Origin of the sequence: Streptomyces sp. CNQ085 (genome assembly GCF_022614595.1) — a bacterium.
Taxonomy (GTDB): domain Bacteria; phylum Actinomycetota; class Actinomycetes; order Streptomycetales; family Streptomycetaceae; genus Streptomyces.
This window is the reverse complement of sequence record NZ_JAJFAU010000004.1, coordinates 38,669-57,604: the sequence shown is the minus strand read 5'-3', so window position 1 is coordinate 57,604 and position 18,936 is coordinate 38,669. Positions and strand designations below refer to the sequence as shown.

At 71.8% G+C, this 18,936-nt stretch carries 12 protein-coding genes; 4 read left to right on the top strand and 8 right to left on the bottom strand.

The genetic code is table 11. From position 1 onward, the window contains the following. The first annotated feature begins 28 nt into the window (after positions 1 to 28). Entirely contained in the window at positions 29 to 1,279 is a 1,251-nt protein-coding gene (locus LJ221_RS01855) for a cytochrome P450 (protein ID WP_241713126.1), read from the top strand. Between the two features lie 78 nt (positions 1,280 to 1,357). Here the strand turns inward: LJ221_RS01855 and LJ221_RS01850 are convergent, their stop codons facing one another. Then, positions 1,358 to 1,789 (bottom strand): SgcJ/EcaC family oxidoreductase, encoded by a 432-nt coding sequence (locus tag LJ221_RS01850; protein ID WP_241713124.1) that lies wholly within the window; start codon positions 1,787 to 1,789, stop codon positions 1,358 to 1,360. 57 nt (positions 1,790 to 1,846) lie between these two features. Next, the gene (locus LJ221_RS01845) at positions 1,847 to 3,031 is read right to left on the bottom strand and encodes an acyl-CoA dehydrogenase family protein (protein ID WP_308314699.1); all 1,185 of its coding nucleotides are present in this window, start codon (positions 3,029 to 3,031) and stop codon (positions 1,847 to 1,849) included. Positions 3,032 to 3,279: 248 nt separating this feature from the next. Here LJ221_RS01845 and LJ221_RS01840 point away from each other — a divergent pair, with 248 nt between their 5' ends. Then, complete coding sequence (locus LJ221_RS01840) at positions 3,280 to 4,875, top strand: 4-hydroxyphenylacetate 3-hydroxylase family protein (protein WP_241713122.1); 1,596 nt, start codon at positions 3,280 to 3,282, stop codon at positions 4,873 to 4,875. 58 nt (positions 4,876 to 4,933) lie between these two features. Here LJ221_RS01840 and LJ221_RS01835 read toward each other — a convergent pair whose 3' ends face one another. From LJ221_RS01835 to LJ221_RS01815, 5 genes are all read right to left on the bottom strand, one after another. After that, complete coding sequence (locus LJ221_RS01835) at positions 4,934 to 6,271, bottom strand: condensation domain-containing protein (RefSeq protein WP_241713121.1); 1,338 nt, start codon at positions 6,269 to 6,271, stop codon at positions 4,934 to 4,936. A gap of 25 nt (positions 6,272 to 6,296) precedes the next feature. Next, entirely contained in the window at positions 6,297 to 7,922 is a 1,626-nt protein-coding gene (gene cmdF / locus LJ221_RS01830; RefSeq protein ID WP_241713120.1) for a tyrosine 2,3-aminomutase, read from the bottom strand. Positions 7,923 to 7,976: 54 nt separating this feature from the next. After that, positions 7,977 to 10,607, bottom strand: a complete 2,631-nt coding sequence (locus tag LJ221_RS01825; RefSeq protein WP_241713119.1) for an AMP-binding protein — start codon at positions 10,605 to 10,607, stop codon at positions 7,977 to 7,979. A gap of 35 nt (positions 10,608 to 10,642) precedes the next feature. Then, positions 10,643 to 12,067 carry an NAD(P)/FAD-dependent oxidoreductase gene (locus tag LJ221_RS01820; protein WP_241713118.1) on the bottom strand — a complete coding sequence of 475 codons (1,425 nt, stop codon included), beginning with the start codon at positions 12,065 to 12,067 and terminating at the stop codon, positions 10,643 to 10,645. Positions 12,068 to 12,244: 177 nt separating this feature from the next. Further along, a complete protein-coding gene (locus LJ221_RS01815; protein WP_241713117.1) occupies positions 12,245 to 13,486 on the bottom strand; it encodes an acyl-CoA dehydrogenase family protein in 1,242 nt (413 codons plus the stop codon). 311 nt (positions 13,487 to 13,797) lie between these two features. On the opposite strand from LJ221_RS01815, the gene LJ221_RS01810 reads away from it, so the two are divergent. Further along, positions 13,798 to 16,038, top strand: a complete 2,241-nt coding sequence (locus LJ221_RS01810) for a molybdopterin-dependent oxidoreductase (RefSeq protein WP_241713116.1) — start codon at positions 13,798 to 13,800, stop codon at positions 16,036 to 16,038. 65 nt (positions 16,039 to 16,103) lie between these two features. Beyond that, positions 16,104 to 17,450 carry an extracellular solute-binding protein gene (locus LJ221_RS01805; RefSeq protein WP_241713114.1) on the top strand — a complete coding sequence of 449 codons (1,347 nt, stop codon included), beginning with the start codon at positions 16,104 to 16,106 and terminating at the stop codon, positions 17,448 to 17,450. 450 nt (positions 17,451 to 17,900) lie between these two features. Here LJ221_RS01805 and LJ221_RS01800 read toward each other — a convergent pair whose 3' ends face one another. Continuing rightward, complete coding sequence (locus tag LJ221_RS01800) at positions 17,901 to 18,653, bottom strand: SDR family NAD(P)-dependent oxidoreductase (protein WP_241713111.1); 753 nt, start codon at positions 18,651 to 18,653, stop codon at positions 17,901 to 17,903. Positions 18,654 to 18,936: the final 283 nt, after the last annotated feature.

Below are 18,936 nucleotides of genomic sequence, written 5' to 3'. Positions count from 1 at the left end.
CCCAGACACACCACCCCAGGAGAAACCCATGCCGCAGCGCTGCCCCGTCGCCCACACACTCGACACCACCGGGCGGGACATCCACGCCGAAGCCGCCGCCCTACGGGCCCGCGGGACCGCCGTCCGGGTGGAACTCCCCGGAGGGGTCCTCGCGTGGTCGATCAACGACTACGCCACCGTGCGCAAGGTGCTGAGTGACCCCAGGGTCACCAAGAGCGCCCGCAACCACTGGCCGGACTTCATCGAGGGGCGGATACGCCCCGACTGGGAGATGATCAGCTGGGTCGCCATGGACAACATGGTCACCGCGTACGGCAAGGACCACGTCCGGCTGCGCCGGATCGTCGGCAAGGCGTTCACCCCGCGCCGCACCGAGACCTACCGGCCGCTCGTCCAACGGCTCACCGGCGGCCTGCTGGCCTCCCTGGAGACCGTGGAGCCGGGCGAGGTGGTGGACCTCAGGGAACGCTTCGCCTACCCCCTGCCCGCCATGCTCGTCGCCGAGCTGATCGGCATGTCCGAACAGGCGCGCGTGGCGACGGCCGAGGTCATCGACATGATGGTGGACACCACCGTCACCCCCGAGCAGGCCCGGGCCGTGCTGCTCAACTGGCGCGGAGCCATGGAGCAGCTGGTGGCCGAGAAGCGGGCGCACCCGGGCGAGGACATCACCAGCGACCTGATCGCCGCCCGCGACGAGGACGGCTCACGGCTGTCCGAGGCGGAGCTGTGCGACACCATCTTCGCGATCCTTGGCGCCGGGTCCGAGACGACCATCAACTTCTTCGACAACGCCATCACCGCGCTGCTGACCCACCCCGGGCAGCTGGAGCTGGTCCGTTCCGGGCGGGCCTCGTGGGACGACGTGATCGACGAGACGCTCCGCGTGGAGTCGCCCCTCGCCCACCTCCCGCTGCGCTACGCGGCCGAGGACATCGAGCTGGAGGGCGTGACGATCCCCAGGGGCGACCCGATCCTGGTCAACTACAGCGCCGTCGGACGCGACCCGCGGCTGCACGGGGAGACCGCCGACCGCTTCGACCTCACCCGGCAGGACAAGGAGCACCTGTCCTTCGGCCACGGTCCCCACTACTGCATGGGCGCCGGCATCGCCCGCCTGGTGGCGACTGTGGGCCTGTCCTCCCTGTTCGAGCGCTTCCCGGACCTCTCCCTCGCGGTACCGGCGCAGGAGCTCCAGCCGCTGCCGACCTTCATCATGAACGGCCACCGCGCCCTGCCGGTGCGTCTGGCCGCCGAGGTGCCGGCCGCGGTCGGCTGACCGCCGATGCGCGGCGAAGCGGCGCCCCCGGTCCCCGTGCGGGGACCGGGGGCGCCGCTTCGCCGCGCCGGGAAAGGATCAGGCGCTGTCGCGCGGGCTGTTCTGGTAGGCGGCGAGGTACCACCGGCCGTCCTCCTGCTTGGCGGCCACCCAGGTGGCGCGCACCGCGCGCACGTCGGAGACGGTGGTCTCACCCGGCCCCAGGATCCCGCCCTGGGTGACGACAATGGCCGCGTCGGGGCGGAAGAACTTGAGCGTCAGAGGTGTGCCGACGACCCGGGTGCCCTTGTACGGTCCCTGGAACGCCGCGGTCATGAAGGCCTCGATCTGCTCGCGTCCGTCCCGGTAGACGCCGGGGAGGACCATCGTGCCCTCCTGCGTGAAGACCTGCGCGAAGGCGGCCGCGTCGTGCGCCGCCCAGGCGGCCACGATACGGCCGGGGAGGGCGGCGACGGCCTCCTTGTCGGCCTCGGGGACGGCTGCGTCGGCGGCCGGCGATTCGACGGTCATGTCGTTGCCTTTCTCTCTGCTTGGTGTGGTCCGGTCCTGCCGGTTCCCCCGGCCGGGTCAGACGTAGAGCGTGTTGGGCGCCAGGCCGCACAGGACGCGCCCGTACAGCTCGGCGTTGGTGTTCGGGTGCATCAACGCGTGCAGGTTGACGGCCTGGACGTCCCGGGCGATGCGCTGGATCGCCATATCGCTGTAGATTGAGGAACCTCCGCTGGCCGAGGCGAGGATGTCCACGGCCTCCTTCGCCAGACGGCAGACCATGCCCATGTCGGCACGCGCGCGCACCCGCTCGTCGACGGTCCACTCCCCGGCCTGCTCGTTCCTGGCGTCCAGGAGTCCGGCCAGGCGGTGGGCGTGGAACTCCGCCTGATCGATCTTCATGGCGGCCTCGGCGACCTGGTGGTGGGTCAGAGGTGCCTCGGCCTGGTTCTCGTAGTCCGTGTAGGTGATCTTGCGCTGGGGCATCCGCTCCATGAAGACGTCGAAGGCGGCGCGCGCCATACCGAGCACCGCGCCGACCGAGGAGGCGGAGGCGACCGGCAGCAGCGGAGCGCGGTACATGGCCGACTCCGCGTTCGCGCCCGACACCCCGCCCTGTCCCTGCACGACGACGCCGAGCGGCAGGACGCGGTCGGCGGGGACGAAGACGTTCTCGGCGACGGTGGTGACGCTGCCCGTGCCCTTGAGACCTGAGGTGTGCCAGTCGTCCACGACCGTGAGGTCCGAGAGCGGGACCAGGGCCATGACGGGCATGGGTTCGCTGTCCGGCGCCGTCCGTATGGCGACGATGACCTGCCAGTGGGCGTGCAGGGCGCCGCTGATGAAGCCCCACTTGCCGTTGACCACGATGCCGCCGTCGGCGGGGGCGGCCATCGCGCTCGGGCTCAGGGTGCCGCAGACGCGGACGTCGGGGGTGGAGAACACCTCGTCCTGGACATGGTCCGGGAACAGTCCGGCCATCCAGGTGGGGATCCAGTACACCGAGGCGGTCCAGCCCGCGGAACCGTCGGCGCGGCCCAGCTCCGCCGCGACGTCGACCAGGGTGCGGGCGTCGCTCTCGTACCCCCCGAAACGGGCCGGCGCCCGCATACGGAAGATCCCGGCCTCGGCCAGGGCCTCGATCGAGTCGTCGTGAATACGCCGGTTCTCCTCCGACCATGCCGCGTTCTCCCGCAGGGCCGGCACCAGTTCGGACGCTCGACGAACAAGTTGCTCCCGAGTGGGAACATCGGTCGTCAGCACCATATCCTCCAGGAAAATAAGTCCCGTTGCGAAGGCCGGAAAACGGCCGTCCGTGATATTCACGAAGAACGTTGGCATTCAGCGGCGGCGCACGCATCTCCTGGATTGCGCAGCAACCGGTACGACTGTTCTCCGGCTTTCGATGCCGCACCCTGGGAGAAGATATTTTCCGTGCCTTCCTGCGACCATGGTGGCCCCCAGTACGTCGCCGAGCGTTCCTCGCGGAAGAGGGAAAGGGAAGAGAACTGATGACCGAGTGTCATGAAGTCCCTGCCGGCGATGCCGGCCCCGCCCGGGACCGGCGCAGGACCCGTCCCCTGACAGGGGACGAGTATGTGGAGAGCCTGCGCGACGGCCGGGAGATATACATATACGGCGAACGGGTCAAGGACGTCACATCCCACCCGGCCTTCCGCAATCCCGTCCGCATGACGGCACGGTTGTACGACGCACTGCACGACCCCGCGCGGCGAGGTGTCCTCACCAAACCGACGGACACCGGCGGGGACGGGTACACCCACAGTTTCTTCACCACCCCGCGCAGCACCGAGGATCTGGTTGCCGACCAGCGGGCCATCGCCGAGTGGGCGCGCCTCAGCTACGGGTGGATGGGGCGCAGTCCCGACTACAAGGCGTCCTTTCTGGGGACTCTCGGTGCCAATGCCGACTACTACGCCCCGTATCAGGACAACGCCCGTCGTTGGTACCGGGAGTCGCAGGAGAAGGTCCTCTTCTGGAACCACGCCATCGTCCACCCGCCCGTCGACCGGGACCGGGCCCCGGACGAGGTCGAGGACGTCTTCGTCCACGTGGAGAAGGAGACCGACGCGGGACTGGTGGTCAGTGGCGCCAAGGTGGTGGCCACCGGCTCCGCGCTGGCCCACTACAACTTCATCGCCCACTTCGGGCTACCGGTCAAGAAGCGTGAGTTCGCGCTGGTGGCCACCGTGCCCATGGACGCGCCGGGGCTGAAGCTGATCTGCCGCCCCTCCTACACCGCCGCCGCCGCCGCCATGGGAAGTCCCTTCGACTACCCGCTGTCGTCCCGGCTGGACGAGAACGACACGATCCTCGTCATGGACAAGGTCCTCGTCCCCTGGGAGAACGTCTTCGTCTACGGCCACCTGGGCAAGGTGCGGATGTTTCCCGGACGCTCCGGTTTCGTGGAGCGCTTCACCTTCCACGGCTGCACCCGTCTCGCGGTGAAACTCGAGTTCATCGCCGGGCTCCTGATCAAGGCGCTGGAGATCACCGGGACCAAGGATTTCCGGGGTGTGCAGGCCCGGATCGGCGAGGTGCTCGCCTGGCGGAACCTGTTCTGGGGACTTTCGGACGCCGCCGCGCGCAACCCCGTCGAGTGGAGGAACGGCGCGCTGCTGCCCAATCCCCAGTACAGCATGGCCTACCGATGGTTCATGCAGATCGGTTACCCGCGTGTCAGGGAGATCGTTCAGCAGGACGTCGCCAGCGGCCTGATATACGTCAACTCCTCCGCCGAGGACTTCGGCAACCCGGATCTGCGCCCGTACCTCGACAAGTTCCTGCGCGGGTCAGGGGGGACGGAAGCAGCCGACCGCGTGAAAGTGATGAAGCTGCTCTGGGACGCGGTCGGCACCGAGTTCGGCGGCCGGCACGAGCTGTACGAACGCAACTACGCCGGCAACCACGAGAACACCCGCACGGAACTGCTGCTCTCCCAGACGCTCTCGGGGCAAGTGGACGCCTACAAGGCGTTCGCCGATCAGTGTCTGTCCGAGTACGACCTGGACGGGTGGACCGTGCCCGACCTCTCCTCGTTCGACGAACTGCGCGCCTCGACCAGGGCAGCCCTGTCGGACGGCTGAGGCCCGGCAGGACATTCGGGCCCGTGTCCCCTATCCGGGGGACACGGGCCCGAACGGGTCAGACCAGGGACAGGGGCGCGTCGGGGGCCATCACGGTCCGGTCAAGGACCCGGACGAACCCGGCGGCGAACTCCCGCATGGTCTCCTCGCGGAACAGGTTGGTGTTGTACCCCAGGTGGCCGAGCATCTCGCCGGAGGCGGGGTCGATGTCCAGCTGGAACAGCACACCGTCGGGGACATCGGTGCTCACGGGCTGGGAGAGCAGGCGGCGGCGTATCTCGGAGATCCTCACGTCGCCCGCCTCCATGCCCTCCCGCGCGGGGAACTGGAACACCTGGAACGCGACGACGCCCAGGTCGTCCGCACCGAAGGAGGCGGCCAGCTCCGGCGCCTCGGCAGCGACCTGGCTGAACGGCAGGGGGTTCCCGTACGCCTTCAGGCACGTCGCGCGGGTGCGCTCCACCACCTCGCGGAAGGTGGCCGCGCCGGCGAGGTCCGTGCGCAGCGGGACGAAGTTGAAGAAGGCCCCGACGGTGTCCTGGAACCTGGCGGGGCCGCGGCCGGAGGCCATCGTCGGCACGACGACGTCGGTGGCGCCGGCCAGGCCGTTGAGGAAGACCTTGTACGCGGCGAGCAGCACCATGAACGCGGAGCCGCGCGTCTGCCGGGCGAGCGCGCGGGCCGCAGAGGTCTGCTCGGATCCCACCAGGAAACGGTGCACCGCGGTCGTCTTCTCCAGGCCCGCGGACTTCGGGTGGTCGGTGGGAACACCGGTGATCCTCGCCCCGGCCAGCCGCTCGCGCCAGTAGGCCCGCGCCCCGACCTCGGCCGTGGGGGCGTAACGCTCCCGCTCCCAGGCGGCGAACTCCCGGAACTGCACGGCCTCCGGCAGCTCGGAGAGGTCGTGACCGCACCGCTTGGCGTACAGGATGCCCAGATCGCGGATGATCACCTGCAGGGAGACCTCGTCGACCGCGGTGTGGTGCGCGATGAGGACCAGCACGGTGTCGTCCTCGTCGAACCGGCCCAGCACCGCGTGCAGCAGCGGCAGCCGGTCCACACCGTAGTGCCCGCCCTCCAGTTCGATCAGCAGCTCCTCCGCGCGGCGGTCACGCGCGGCACGGTCCGGCTCGGGCATCTCCCGCACCGTCAGGGAGACGGGGGAGGGCGGGAGGATCTCCTGGCGCCGGTCCTCCGGGTCGCGCACGACGATCGTGCGCAGGGCCTCGTGGCGCGCCACGACATCGTCCAGCGCGTCCTGCAGGGCGGCCGGGTCCACCTTCCCGGCCAGTCGCCAGCCGCCGACGATGTTGTACAGCGGTCCGAAGGGGCCCTCCCGGTCCCCTTGGTCGAACAGGCACAGGAACTCTTGGTTGAAGGAGAGCGGAATACGCATGGGTCCGTCCCAAATCTCGTCGGGGTCAGGCCAGCACGGTGCCGGTCCGGCCGGCGGCTTCGAGGAACTCCCCGCGCGCGAGGGCGGCGGCCACCAGCTCGATGTCGTCCGACATGTAGCGGTCGCGGTCGAGCGTGGGCACCAGGGAGCGGATCTTGTCGTACGCGGCCCTGCCGGCCGGGCCGAGCCGGTCGTAGCGGCCGGACAGGTCGATCGCCTGGGCGGCGGCGAGGAACTCCACCGCCAGGATGTGGTTGTTGTTCGACAGCACACGGCGCGCGTTGCGGGCCGCGATCAGGCCCATGCTGACCACGTCCTGGTTGTCCCCGTTGGACGGGACGCTCTGGGTGCTGGCGGGGCCGATGGTGCGGTTCTCGGCGACCAGGGCGGTCGCCGGGTACTGGGCGCCGGCGAATCCGCTGTTGAGCCCGGGGTCGCCGGCGACGAGGAACTCCGGGAGGCCCTCGCTGAGGTGCCGGTTGAGCAGGCGGTTGGTGCGGCGCTCGGAGAAGACGCCCAGCTGGGTGAGGGCCACGGTGACGAAGTCCATGGCGAAGGCGATCGGCTGGCCGTGGAAGTTGGCGCCGTGGAACACCTCCTTGCCCTCGAAGAACAGCGGGTTGTCGTTGGAGGAGTTCAGCTCGGTCTCCAGTTTCTCCGCCGCGTGGTAAAGGGTGTCGCGCACGGCCCCCACCACCTGCGGGATGGCACGCAGTGTGTACGCCTTCTGCAGGTACACCTCGGTGCGCGAGACACTGTCGCCGGTGCGCTGCTCCTCCGCCTGCCTGCGCAGGTCGGAGTGCCGCAGGACCAGGCCGCTGCCGCTCAGCAGGGCGCGCATGTTGGCGGCGGTGTCGATCTGTCCCCGGTGCGGTCGGGCGATGTCGTGGCCCTCGGCCTGGAAGGGGCTCAGTGAGCCGCTCAGCGCCTCCAGGACCAGCGCGGTGACGATCTCGGCCTGGCGCACCTGGTCCATGGCTCGGCCGACGACCAGGGAGCCGAGTCCCGTCATCGCCGAGGTGCCGTTGATGAGCGCGAGCCCCTCCTTGAAGCGCAGCTGCAGCGGCTCGATGCCCTTCTCGCGCAGCACCGGGCCCGTCGGGACCCGCTCGCCGTCGCGCAGGAGGTAGCCCTCGCCGATCAGCGTGCTCGCGATGTGGGAGAGGGGGGCGAGATCGCCGCTGGCGCCGAGCGACCCGATCTCCGGGATGGCCGGTGTGATGCCGAGGTTGAGGTAGAGGGCCAGACGTTCGAGCAGCTCGGGGCGGACCGCCGAGTAGCCCTTGGAGAGTGCGTTCAGCCGGGCGGCCACGATGGCGCGCGCCTCGTCCCGGGTGAACAGCGGGCCGACTCCGGCGCTGTGGCTGCGCACCAGGTTGGTCTGGAGCTCCACTTCCTTGGACTGGTCGACCAGCATGTAGATCATCTCGCCGTAACCGGTCGTGACGCCGTAGACGGGAGCGCCGTCGCGGACGATCTTCTCGAACTGCTCGCGGCTCCTCGCCGCCCTGGACAGCGAGTGCGGGGACACGAAAACCGGAGCCAGGTCCTCCGCCACTCGGCGCACGGCCGGGATGTCCAGGGTCTCGCCGTCGACTTCGACGTCCAGGCCGTCGGAGTCGGTCGGGACGTCGGTCTCCAGAATGGTCACGGCATTCATCCCATCGTCAGTTCGCGGTCAGGTATCGTTCGGTAGCCGAATCGGTCATATCGCCTTCGCGGCCCGGGCACCCGGTGCGGGGCCGGCGCCGGCCGCCAGCGCGTGCCGGTCGACCTTCCCCCCGGGGCCGCGGGGCAGTTCCTCCACCGCCACGAACGACACCGGGGGGAGCGCCTGCCCGAACCACCGGCGCAGGCCCGACCTCCAGGCCCGGGCGGGCAGCGCCGCGCCGCCCTCCGCCGGGCGGCGCGGTACCACGTAGGCGGTCAGGTGCCTCACCAGCCCGTCCTCCCCGGTACGTGCGACGACGGCGCAGTCGGCCACCGTCTCGTCGGCGACGAGCCTCGCCTCGACATCGGTGAGTTCCAGGCGGGTGCCGAGGATCTTGACCCTGCTGTCGCCGCGTCCCGCGTACTCCAGCAGTCCGTCCCAGCGCCTGCGGCCGAGATCCCCGGTGCGGTGGCAGGGGCCGCCGGCGATGCCGGTACCCGGCGCTCCGGCCAGGGGGCGAAAGGCGTCGCCCGGGGCCGCTCCCACGTAGCCGGGGGTCACGTGCGGGCCGCACACGACGACGCGGCCTGTGACTCCGGCCGGGCAGGGCCTGCCGTGCTCGTCGAGCACGAGCACCTGTCGTCCGGGTATGGGCCGGCCGATCGGCACGGTGCCGCGGACCGGTCCGTCCACCTCGTGCCAGGTCGCCAGGACCGTCTCGGTGGCTCCGTAGAGGTTGACCAGCCGGACACCGGGGAGAACCTCGCGCAGGCCATCGGCCAGCTCACCGGGGAACGCCTCGCCCGCCAGCAGCAGATGACTCAGCGAGACGGGCCGCAGCGGGGCCGCCTCACGGATCGCCGCGAGCAGCCGCCGGGCGAAGCTGGGGACGGTCTGGAGGTGTGTGATCCGCTCCGTGCGGAGCCAGTCGGCCAGTTTCTCGGGGTTCGCCCGGTACCTGTCCGGGACCGGACACAGAGTCGCTCCGGTGGTCAGGGCGGCGAACAGCTCCACGAGGCCGGCGTCATAGCCGGGAGCGGACCACTGCGCCACACGGGAGCCGGGGCCGATCCCGAACTCCGTGGTGAACCACTCGACGAACTGGGCGAGGGTGCGGTGGCTCTGCGGAATGCCCTTGGGCAGCCCGGTGGAGCCCGAAGTGTAGGCGATGTAGGCCCAGCGCCCGGCCGGACCGGCCCCCTCCGGCGCAGGCGGGCAAACATCGCCCTCCGCGGGGGCCGCCCGGACGGGGAGCCCCGGGCTCGCGGGAGTCTCCCGCGGGGGGGCCAGGCCGATGACATCGACAACGTGGCCACCTGCCTCCTCACCGAACCAGGAGACCAGTGGAGAGTCCTCGGCCCGCGACTCCACCAGCAGACAGTGCGGCCGCAGCTCCGAGAGGACGGCTCTGCCCCGTTCCCCCGACAGGCCCGTTCCCAGACACACCGCATGGGTGCCGGCCCCGAACACGCCGAGCAGCGCGGCGGCCCTGTGAGGGCCGTTCGGCAGCCGCAGCGCCACAGGCGAGCCCTCTTCGGTGTCAAGCGCACGCAGCGCGCGCTCGACGGCCTCCGCCTCCTCCCACAGTTCCCGGTAGGTGACACCCTCCCCGCCGTCGTCCAGCGCGAGGGAGTCCGGACGCGAGCGGGCGACCGCGCGCACCTGTGTGTGGACCGGTCGTCCGCTCCACACACCGGCCGCGATCCGGTCCGCCTCACGGGCCGCGGCGCGCAGTTGCCCGGGGGTCTCCAGGGGCAGCGTGTCCGCAGGCGTGCCCGGAGCGTCCAGCGCGGCGCGCAGCAGCGTACGGAGCTGGCCGAGCAGACCTGAGGCCGCCGCCGCATCGAAAGGGACCGTGCGGTATTCCAGGCGGCCCGACACGTGGGAAGGGGAGCACCTCACCGTGAGCGCGAGGTCCGTGTCGGGCACGCCGTCGTCGGACCGCAGCCGGTGCACCCGGGCACCGGGGAGGCCGAGCAGGGGCTCGGCGGGGTTCTCCGCGCGGAACAGCGCGTCGTACCGCGCCGGCCGGTTCGCGGGCGAACCGGCTGTCCGCCGGGACCCGGCCATACGGGCGACCAGCTCACGGAACGACGGCTGCCCGGTCAGATCGGCGAGGACAGTCCGATGGCCGCCGTCCGGCTCCAGTACCCCTATGACCGGCCGTTCCTCGCCGGTGTGTCTGTTCAGCAGACAGCTGTACGCGGCCAGCAGGACGTCCAAGGGCGTCGTGCCCTCCCGCGAGCACAGCGCGGCCAGGGGAGGGGACAGAGCGGCCGACCAGTCGAAACCCGCTCCGCAGAAGTCCCCCGCACGGCCGCCGGGTGCGGCCCGGCAGGCCGCACCCAGGTCGCTGATCAGATCGGCCGGGGAGTGCCGGTCCGCGAAGTCCTGATTCACCCAGACCATCACCAGGTGCGTGTCCTCGGCCGTCCGCGCGACGACGAGCCGGGCAGCCGGTCCGGGTGCCGCGGCGGGGGGGAGGAGATCCGGATCGGCCCGCAGGCGTGTGGCGGCCCTCCACGGCCCGGGGTCCGGGATCTCGCCGAGGTTCGTGAAACCGAAGGGGTCACGGCCCGGCACCGCGTACCGGGCCGTGGTCCCGCGCCAGGCGGTGTGCAGCGCCCGCTCGTCGAGGCCGCCGGTCACCGCGTACGCCCGGTACAGGTGGGCCGTCTCCGCCACGTCCGCTCCCTTCGTCTCGTCTCCGGCAGCGCGGGTCAGCCCGCCGACACCAGGTCTTCTCCGCGGGAGTCCGCGGAGGAACGGGGCCCGGCGCCGGAGCGAGGACGGAGCCTGTCCCCGATCGCGCCCATCACCACGTTCCACAGCACGCGCGCGACGAAGGCCGGGCGCTTCATGGCGTCGGGTGTGTCCACCAGACCGGCGCCGCGCATGTAGGCGGCGGTGACGGTGCCGTCACGGGTCGCCGCCTTCTGCACCAGCTTCAGGAAGGTCTGGGCCGCCTTCACCTGCGCGGTGCGCTCGCCCTGCACACCGGGGAAGGTGAGGTCGACGGTGTTGGTCATCTCCCAGGCGGGGTCGATCACGTCCCGGGCCAGGTCCTGGAAGTACTGCGCCGGGATCGGCGCCGCACCGGTGTGCAGGTGGTCGCGGATGGTGAGGGCGCCGAGTGCGGCGACCGTCATCCCCTGGGCGTAGACCGGGTTGAAGGTGGTGACCGCGTCCCCGGTGACCAGCAGGCCCGAAGGGAGCCGGTCCAGCTCCTCGTAGCGGCGCCGGAGGGTGGTCGGGAAGCGGAAGGCGACCGGCTCGTCCAGGGGGACGGCCTTCTGCAGCGCGTCGTGGATGTCGGGGACGGCCAGCGACTTCACCCAGGAGTACAGGCCCTCCTGGTCGGTCGGGGGATGGTCCCCGAGCAGCCCGTAGGTGGTCAGTTCCACCCGGTCGCCGTCGGTCTTGGTGAAGATGGCGCCTCGGGGCACCCCGGGAAAGGCAACCGGGTTGATGGACAGGTCGCCGTCGTAGGGGTCCTCCAGCAGCCTGTAGTGCTGGGTGACGTAGCCGAGGCCGATCTTCTTGCGCTCCTCGGGGACACGCTGGTAGCCGAGTTCCTCCAGCCAGACGGGGGTGCGCGAGCCGCGGCCCGTGGCGTCGACCACCAGGTCCGCCTCCAGGATCTCCTCGGACCCGCCGTCCGCGAGCGGCTGGACGCGCACCCCGGTGACCCGGCCGCGGTCCGCGGTGGTGACCAGTCCCAGGATGTCGTGCTGCTCGCGGAAGGCGATGTTCGGCAGGGCCGCGGTGCGGCGGCGTATGTGCTTCTCCAGCATCGGACGGCTGGCGGCCACGCAGGTCAGTCCGGCGACCTGCTGCTTGAGCCGCCTGCCGTTGAAGTACCAGCGCACATGGCCGGCCAGGTCGCCGGTGGGGACGCCGTCGTCGAAGATCTCCTGGGTGATGCCGGGGTACAGCTCCTCCATGGCCAGCTGCCCCCGGGCCAGCAGACCGTTGATGTGCCGGCCCTGTGGGCAGTGCTTCCGCGGCCCCTCCACCCCGGTCAGCACATCACGGTCCACGACGAGCACGGCGTCGTAGGCGTCGGCGAGCACCCTCGCGGCGAACAGGCCGGCGATGCTTCCGCCGAGTACCACCGCCCGAGTACCGGTCTTGTCACCCGACACGGGTACCTCCTCGGATCTCCCGGTATGGGATGGGAATCTGGGACTGGGACGGGAACCGGTGACCGGTTCCAGGTGCGCCGATCGTTGCGCCGGTGTGCGGTACGGCGCATCTCCTGGAGTGCTGCCCGGTCCCCGGCGTGCGGCCCGGGCCGGGTCGGGGAGGCCGCGCGGGGGCTTTCAGGGGGCGCGGACGCCGAAGCGCGCGCGCGACAGTTCCCGGTTCGCCGCGGTGAACAGGAACACGGCGATGCCCGCGTGGCTCTGCTGCATGGACATGTCGCGCCAGACGCGCTCCATGCGCTCGCCGTTGCGCACCGCGCTGGAGCCGGCTGTGGGGAAGAGGTAGCCCTCGACCGCGCGCCAGCTCATCCGCACCACCTCGCGGCAGACCGAGGCGATCTGCAGTTCGCGTTCGGGCGTGACGTGCTCCGGTCCTGTGGAGGAGACCTCCTCCCACTGCCGGACAGCCCCCAGCAGGCCCGTCTCCGCCGCGTGGACGAGCCCGGCGGCCTCGCCGTACCAGTACTGGAAGTCGGGGTCGTGGGTGCGGGGGACCACGGGCGGGAACAGCGTTCGGCGCGACCGCATCAGCTCCTCGTAGGCGTCGAGGGCCCCCTTGGCCATGCCCACCGCCAGCGCCGCGTCCTCCAGGATCATGAAGCTCAGGGGGCCGCCGCCGTACATCGGGTTGCCGTGCAGGTCCCGCCCCGGTGTGCCGCCCGTGACGTTCACCTGGCTGAGGTGGGTGTCGAGGGTGAAGTGATCCGGGACGCTGCCGTCCTCGATCCGGATGCCGTGCGAGCCGCTGCCCCGCAGGCCCAGCTGCTCGCCCCAGTCGTCGAGCCGGGTGAACTCGCTGCGCGGTGCCACGAACAGCAGCGGCCGCCTTTCCCCGTCCCCGTCGTCGACGAGGGTGTGGCCCATGAAGTGGGTGGCGTAGGGCGAGCCGGAGCAGTAGCGCCAGGTACCGCTGATCGCCCACCGGCCGTCGGGGGCGCGCTCGCCGGTGCCGCTCGGCGCGACCGTGGCCGGGCAGACGAAGTCGCCGCCCGCGAAGATCTCCGCCTGCGCCCGTTCGCCGAACAGTGTGGCCACCGCGTGCGCGTGGGCCGCGCCCAGGCAGTACATCCAGCCCGTCGACGGGCATCCCCTGGAGAGCTCGACGACCACGCGCATGAAGGTTCCCACGCCGAACTCGTAGCCCCCGTATCGCCGGGGGACCAGGATGCGGTAGAAACCCGACCGGCGGAACAGCTCATGCGTGTCCTCGGCGTAGAAGCCGCGCCGCTCCGTCTCGGCCTGACGGCCCACCAGGTCGCGTGCGACGGCCTCGGCCCGGGCCACGACCTCGTCCGGCGTCAGGCCGGGTTCGGGGGGCGGGGAGAGGGTCGTTTCGAGAGCGTTCGCGGTGAGCTTCATCGGCGCGGATTCCTTTGCCTCGGATGACACCACGCCGCGGGGACACGCCGTCCGTGCTCCGCCGCGCCGCGGCCCTGGCCCACGGCCATCGTCCGCAGCGTGGCACCCGCCTCCCACGTGGGCATCTCCTCGATTGCGAAGGCAGCCGGTTCCCGGAGCGCGGCGGCAGGCACAGCACACGGGAAGATGCCGCCGGAAGGCGTGCCGTGGGACCGTCGTGGGGGGGGGGGGGGGGGGGGGGGGGGGGGGGGGGGGGGGGGGGGGCCGGCCCGGCCGCACGGATTCCGCCCTCCTACGCTCCTGGAGTTCCGTTGAGAACCGCGCACCGCACCTGCCCCATCTGCGACGCCGTCTGCGGCCTGCGGATCGAACTCGGCGACGACGGCCGGGTCCACACCGTCCGGGGCGATGCAGAGGATCCCTTCTCCAGGGGTTATGTCTGCCCCAAGGGGGCGAGCCTGGGCCGGATCGACGAGGATCCCGACCGGCTGCGGACGCCGATGATCCGCACCGGCGACCAGTGGCGCGAGGCGAGCTGGGACGAGGCATTCCGGGTGGTGGAGAAGGGACTGACCGACGTTATCGACCGGCACGGACGCCAGGCCGTCGCCGCCTACTTCGGCAACCCCACCTTTCACACCATGGCCGGCATCTTCTACAGGGGTCCGCTCTCCCAGGCTCTGGGCACCACCAACCTCTACAGCGCCGGCACCATCGACCAGATGCCCAAGCAGGTGGCCTGCGGGCTGATGTTCGGCAACGCGATGGCCATTCCCGTGCCGGACCTGGACCGCACCGATCATCTGCTGGTGATCGGCGCCAACCCGGCCGAGTCGCACGGCTCGCTGTGCGCGGCCCCGGACTTCCCCGGACGGCTCAGGGCGCTGCGCGGGCGCGGCGGCAGGATCGTGGTCGTCGACCCGCGGCGCACCCGTACGGCCGACCTCGCCGACGAGCACGTCTTCGTACGGCCCGGCACCGACGCCCTGCTGCTGTTCGCGGTCGTGCACACGCTGCTGGCCGAGGACCTCGTCACGCCGCGCGTGGGAACCGAGGGCCTGGAACGACTGCGGGAGCACGCCGTGCCGTTCGGCCCGGAGGCGGTGGCCGAGGCGTGCGGGGTGCCGGCCGAAACGATCGTCCGGATGGCCCGTGAGCTGGCTGCCGCGCCCACCGCTGCCGTCTACAGCCGGGTGGGCACCTGCACCGCCGACTTCGGCACCCTGACCCAGTACCTCGTCGACGTGCTCAACGTGCTGACCGGCAACCTCGACCGCCCCGGCGGCGTCATGTTCACCCGGCCCGCCACCGTGGAGGTGCCCTGGGGACCGCGGCCCTTCACCTCCGGCCGCTGGCGCAGCCGCGTCCGGCAGCTTCCCGAATCGCTCGGGGAACTGCCCGTGGCGACCCTCGCCGACGAGATCGAGACCCCGGGCGAGGGGCAGGTCAGGGCGCTGGTCTCGGTGGCCGGCAACCTCGCCCTGTCGGCGCCCAACGGCCCGCGGCTGGCACGCTCCCTGCGGGGCCTGGACTTCATGGTCTGTGTCGATCCCTATCTGAACGAGACGACCCGCTGCGCCGATGTCATCCTGCCTCCGCCGCGCATGATGCAGATGCCCCACTACGACCTGCTGCTGCTGACGGTCACCGTGCGCAACTACACCCGGTTCTCCCCGCCGGCCCTGCCACTGGAGCCGGGACAGCTCTCCGAGGCGGAGATCATGGCCCGTCTCGCCCTGATCGCCTCCGGCCGGGGCGCCGACGCCGACCCCCGCGAGCTGGACGAGGCGATCGTCGGCGAGCTGCTCGAGGCCGGGGTGCGGGCTCCCGGCTCTCCCTTCGAGGGCATGGAGGTCGCCCAGGCGCGCGCCCTGCTCGACGGCGACAGCGGTCCGGAGCTCATGCTCGACGCGATGCTGCGACTGGGCCCGTACGGGCTGTCGCTCGCCCGGCTGCGCGAGCACCCCAGCGGCATCGACCTGGGGCCGCTGGAGCCGCGTCTGGCGGAGGTGCTCGGCACCGAGTCCGGCCTGGTCCGGCTGGCCCCGCCCGAGCTGGAGGAGGAGGTCGCCCGCCTGCGCGGGCGGATGGCCGCCCCTGTGCCGCCGATGCTCCTGATCGGGCGCCGCCAGCTGCGCTCCAACAACAGCTGGCTGCACAACGTCCCCGCGCTCGTCGGCGGCAGCAACCGGTGCACGCTCCACATCCATCCGGACGACGTGGCCCGGCTGGGCCTGGGCTCCCACGCACGCGTCACCTCGGCCACGGGCGACCTCGTCGTCCCCGTCGAACCGAACGACCGCATCATGCCGGGCGTGGTCAGCCTGCCCCACGGCTGGGGACACGCCGGCTCGCCCCAGCGCACCGCCGCCCGTAACCCGGGGGTGAACGCCAACGCCCTGACCGACGACTCCGTCGTCGATCCGGTCTCGGGCAACGCGGTCTTCAACGGTGCTCCGGTCACGGTGACCCCTGCTCCCGGCCCCGGCGGCACAGGGTCGGGTTCCGACGCCTCCGCCCCGCGGGGGACCACGTTCCCCTCCGCCGCCTGAGGGACGGGCCTCCCCGCCCGCCACCGACCCCGCCGCCACACTCCGTTCCCACCACTGGAGGACCCATGCGACCCGGCATCCGGGACGGAGAGGCAGTCATCGATGTCTGGCTCTCCGAATTCCCGTTCCCCGGCTTCCTGGAGCCGATCCGCGAGCGCGCCAGGGAGTTCGAGAAGGCGCACCCGGGCTACCGGGTCGACATCCGCGGGTTCTCCTACGAGGAGCTTCCGCGTGCGGTCGCCGCGGCGGCGGCCCGGGGCACCGCTCCGGCAGTCGCCACCTACTACGCCGGGGCGTCCCAGCTGGCCCGGGACGTCCGCGCCCGTGACGGCAGGCCGCTGTTCACCTCCGTGGAGAAGGCCGTCGCCGGTCGTACGGAGATCCTGGGCGAGCCCGTCGTGCTCGGCGACTTCCTGCCGGGCGTACGCGAGTACCACACCGTGGACGGCGAGTTCGCGACGATGCCGCTGACCTTGTCGACGATGCTGCTGTACGCCAACACGACCGTCCTGCGCGCGGCGGGGGTCGCGTCGGTACCGCGGACCTGGCAGGAGACCACGGCCGCGTGCGAGGCCGTCGCCCGGCTCGCGAACGGTCCGCGCAGAGCCATCGCCTGGCCGGTGGACGGCAAGTTCATGCAGCACGCGCTGGCCCAGCAGGGCGCGCCGCTCACCGACTCCGGCAACGGGCGGCACGGCAGGGCCACCAGGGTCGACCTGACCTCCGCCGCACTCCTGGACTACGTCACCTGGTGGCGGGACCTGCACCGGGACGGCCACTACCTGCACACGGGCGTTCCGGAGGACTGGGCGGGCACCTTCAGGGCCTTCGCCGACCAGGAGGTGGCCCTGCGGTTCAGCTCGTCCTTCGACGCCAACTACATGGTGCGGGCCGCCGCCGAGGCCGGTTTCGACATCGAGGTCGGCGTCCTGCCCCGCAACGGCGCCCTGCCCTGCGCCGGCAACTGGATCGGCGGGGACTCGCTGTGGCTGGCCGACGGTCTCGACGAAGCCATCCGCGACGGCGCGCTGGCCTTCATGCAGTACCTCAACAGCCCCCGTGCCGCCGCCCAGTGGCACAAGGCCAGCGGCTCGGCTCCCGCCACCCACGGAGCGGTCGCCCTGCTGGAGGAGGAGGGCTGGTTCGACCTGCATCCGCACCACCGGGCGACCGGCGAGCAGCTCGGCCTGCGCACCGGCCCGCCGGAGGTGCACGGAGCGGTGCTCGGCGGGTTCCACGCCATCCAGATCGTGATGATGGAGGCCATGGAGGACGTCCTGGCCCGGGGTGCCGACCCCCGGGAGCGGTTCGCTCGCGCCCAGGCCCGGGCCCAGGCGCTGCTGGAGGACTACAACGCCTACGCGCTGGGCACGGGGCCCGAGACGCCCAGTTGCCTAGCGGTGCGCATCTGAGGCGGCCGGGTTCAGGAGCGCTCCAGCCCTGGTACGCCGGGCATGCGACCAGCACGGCGGAGGAAGACATCCGCGGACGGACTTCCCGGACGGACTTCCCGGCCCTCGGGGCCCCACGATCACCGCCGACGGGCCGCGGTATCCGGACACGGTCCTCGGGGGCGAACCACCGCTTCCCCGGCCGGCCCGACCACGTCCTCGGTCACCACGGCCGGGGAGGCCGTGGTGACCGAGGACGTCGCGGCCGGAGAACGGACCACCGTCCGCGGCGGCCGGGTCCGGCCACCGGGAACGCCGCACGCCGCAGCTGACCCTCATCGGGTACGGCGGCAGGGTGAACACCGTCAGCGCGGCGTCCCTCGGGACGGACGGGGGCGGGCGCCCGCCGGCGGCGGAAGGCGCTCGGGAACCGGCCGCGGGCGGGGCGTCGGCAGGCGCTGCCGCGCCCGGTCAGGAGGGGACGGAGCCGGTCAGGCCGCCGTCGACGACGAACTCCTGGCCGGTGACGTACGCCGACCGCGGCGACAACAGGAACAGCACCGTCTCGGCGATGTCCCGGGGGGTGCCGAGAGCGCCCAGCGCGACCTGGCCGCGGAAGAACTCCCGAACCTCCTCGACCGGCGCGACGGTGTCGAACATCTCGGTGCGGATGTGGCCGGGAGTCACAGCGTTGACCCGGACGCCGTGCTCGGCCAGATCCGGGGCAAGGGTACGGGGAAGGTTGAGCACCGCGGCCTTGCTGGCCGCGTACACCGACCCCGGGCCCATGCCCCGGTGCACCAGCCAGGAGGAGTTGAGTACCACGGAGGAGCCCTCGGCCAGCAGGGGCAGGGCTTTCTGGACGGTGAAGAACGTCCCCTTGAAGTTGGTGCCGACCACCTGGTCGAAGTCCGCCTCGGTCACGTCGGCCGTGCGCGCGTTGAGGCTGACGCCCGCGTTGGCGAACACCCCGTGCAGAGCGCCGAAACGCTCACGCGTCCGCTCGAACGCGGCCTCCAGCTCGGCCGGGCGCGACACGTCCACAGTCACGGTCAGCACGCGGTCGCCACAGCCGAGTTCCTTGGCCGCGGTGGCGAGCCGCTCGGCGCCGCGGCCGGCGATCACCACATTCGCGCCCTCGTCGAGGAGGCGGCGGGCCGTGGCGAGGCCGATTCCGCTGCCGCCGCCGGTGATGAAGTACGTCCTGTTCGTGAAGTCGCTCATACGGCCAGCGTCGCGGCGACGCCGGGTTCGGCGCATCTTTGGAATTGCGCTCCGGCCCCGGTGCACACAGCCGCAGGCGGGGAGACCCGAGAAGAGCAATCCGGAAGACGGGAAGGGCGGGTGGGGCGGGACCGTACGGACACGGCCCGTCCGCCGGGGACGAGCACTGCCCGGGTGGCGCCTTCGTGCCGTGAGCCGTCAAGGGCAGCAGCCGGCCTGGTGGGGGGGGGGGGGGGGGGGGGGGGGGGGGGGGGGGGGGGGGGGGGGGGGGGGGGGGGGGGGG

What these genes read in the sequence shown, in the direction of transcription:
- LJ221_RS01855 (WP_241713126.1), top strand. Translation starts at nt 29, where the DNA reads ATGCCGCAGCGCTGCCCCGTCGCCCACACACTCGACACCACCGGGCGG.
- LJ221_RS01850 (WP_241713124.1), bottom strand. Translation starts at nt 1,789, where the DNA reads ATGACCGTCGAATCGCCGGCCGCCGACGCAGCCGTCCCCGAGGCCGAC.
- LJ221_RS01840 (WP_241713122.1), top strand. Translation starts at nt 3,280, where the DNA reads ATGACCGAGTGTCATGAAGTCCCTGCCGGCGATGCCGGCCCCGCCCGG.
- LJ221_RS01835 (WP_241713121.1), bottom strand. Translation starts at nt 6,271, where the DNA reads ATGCGTATTCCGCTCTCCTTCAACCAAGAGTTCCTGTGCCTGTTCGAC.
- LJ221_RS01815 (WP_241713117.1), bottom strand. Translation starts at nt 13,486, where the DNA reads ATGAAGCTCACCGCGAACGCTCTCGAAACGACCCTCTCCCCGCCCCCC.
- LJ221_RS01805 (WP_241713114.1), top strand. Translation starts at nt 16,104, where the DNA reads ATGCGACCCGGCATCCGGGACGGAGAGGCAGTCATCGATGTCTGGCTC.
- LJ221_RS01800 (WP_241713111.1), bottom strand. Translation starts at nt 18,653, where the DNA reads ATGAGCGACTTCACGAACAGGACGTACTTCATCACCGGCGGCGGCAGC.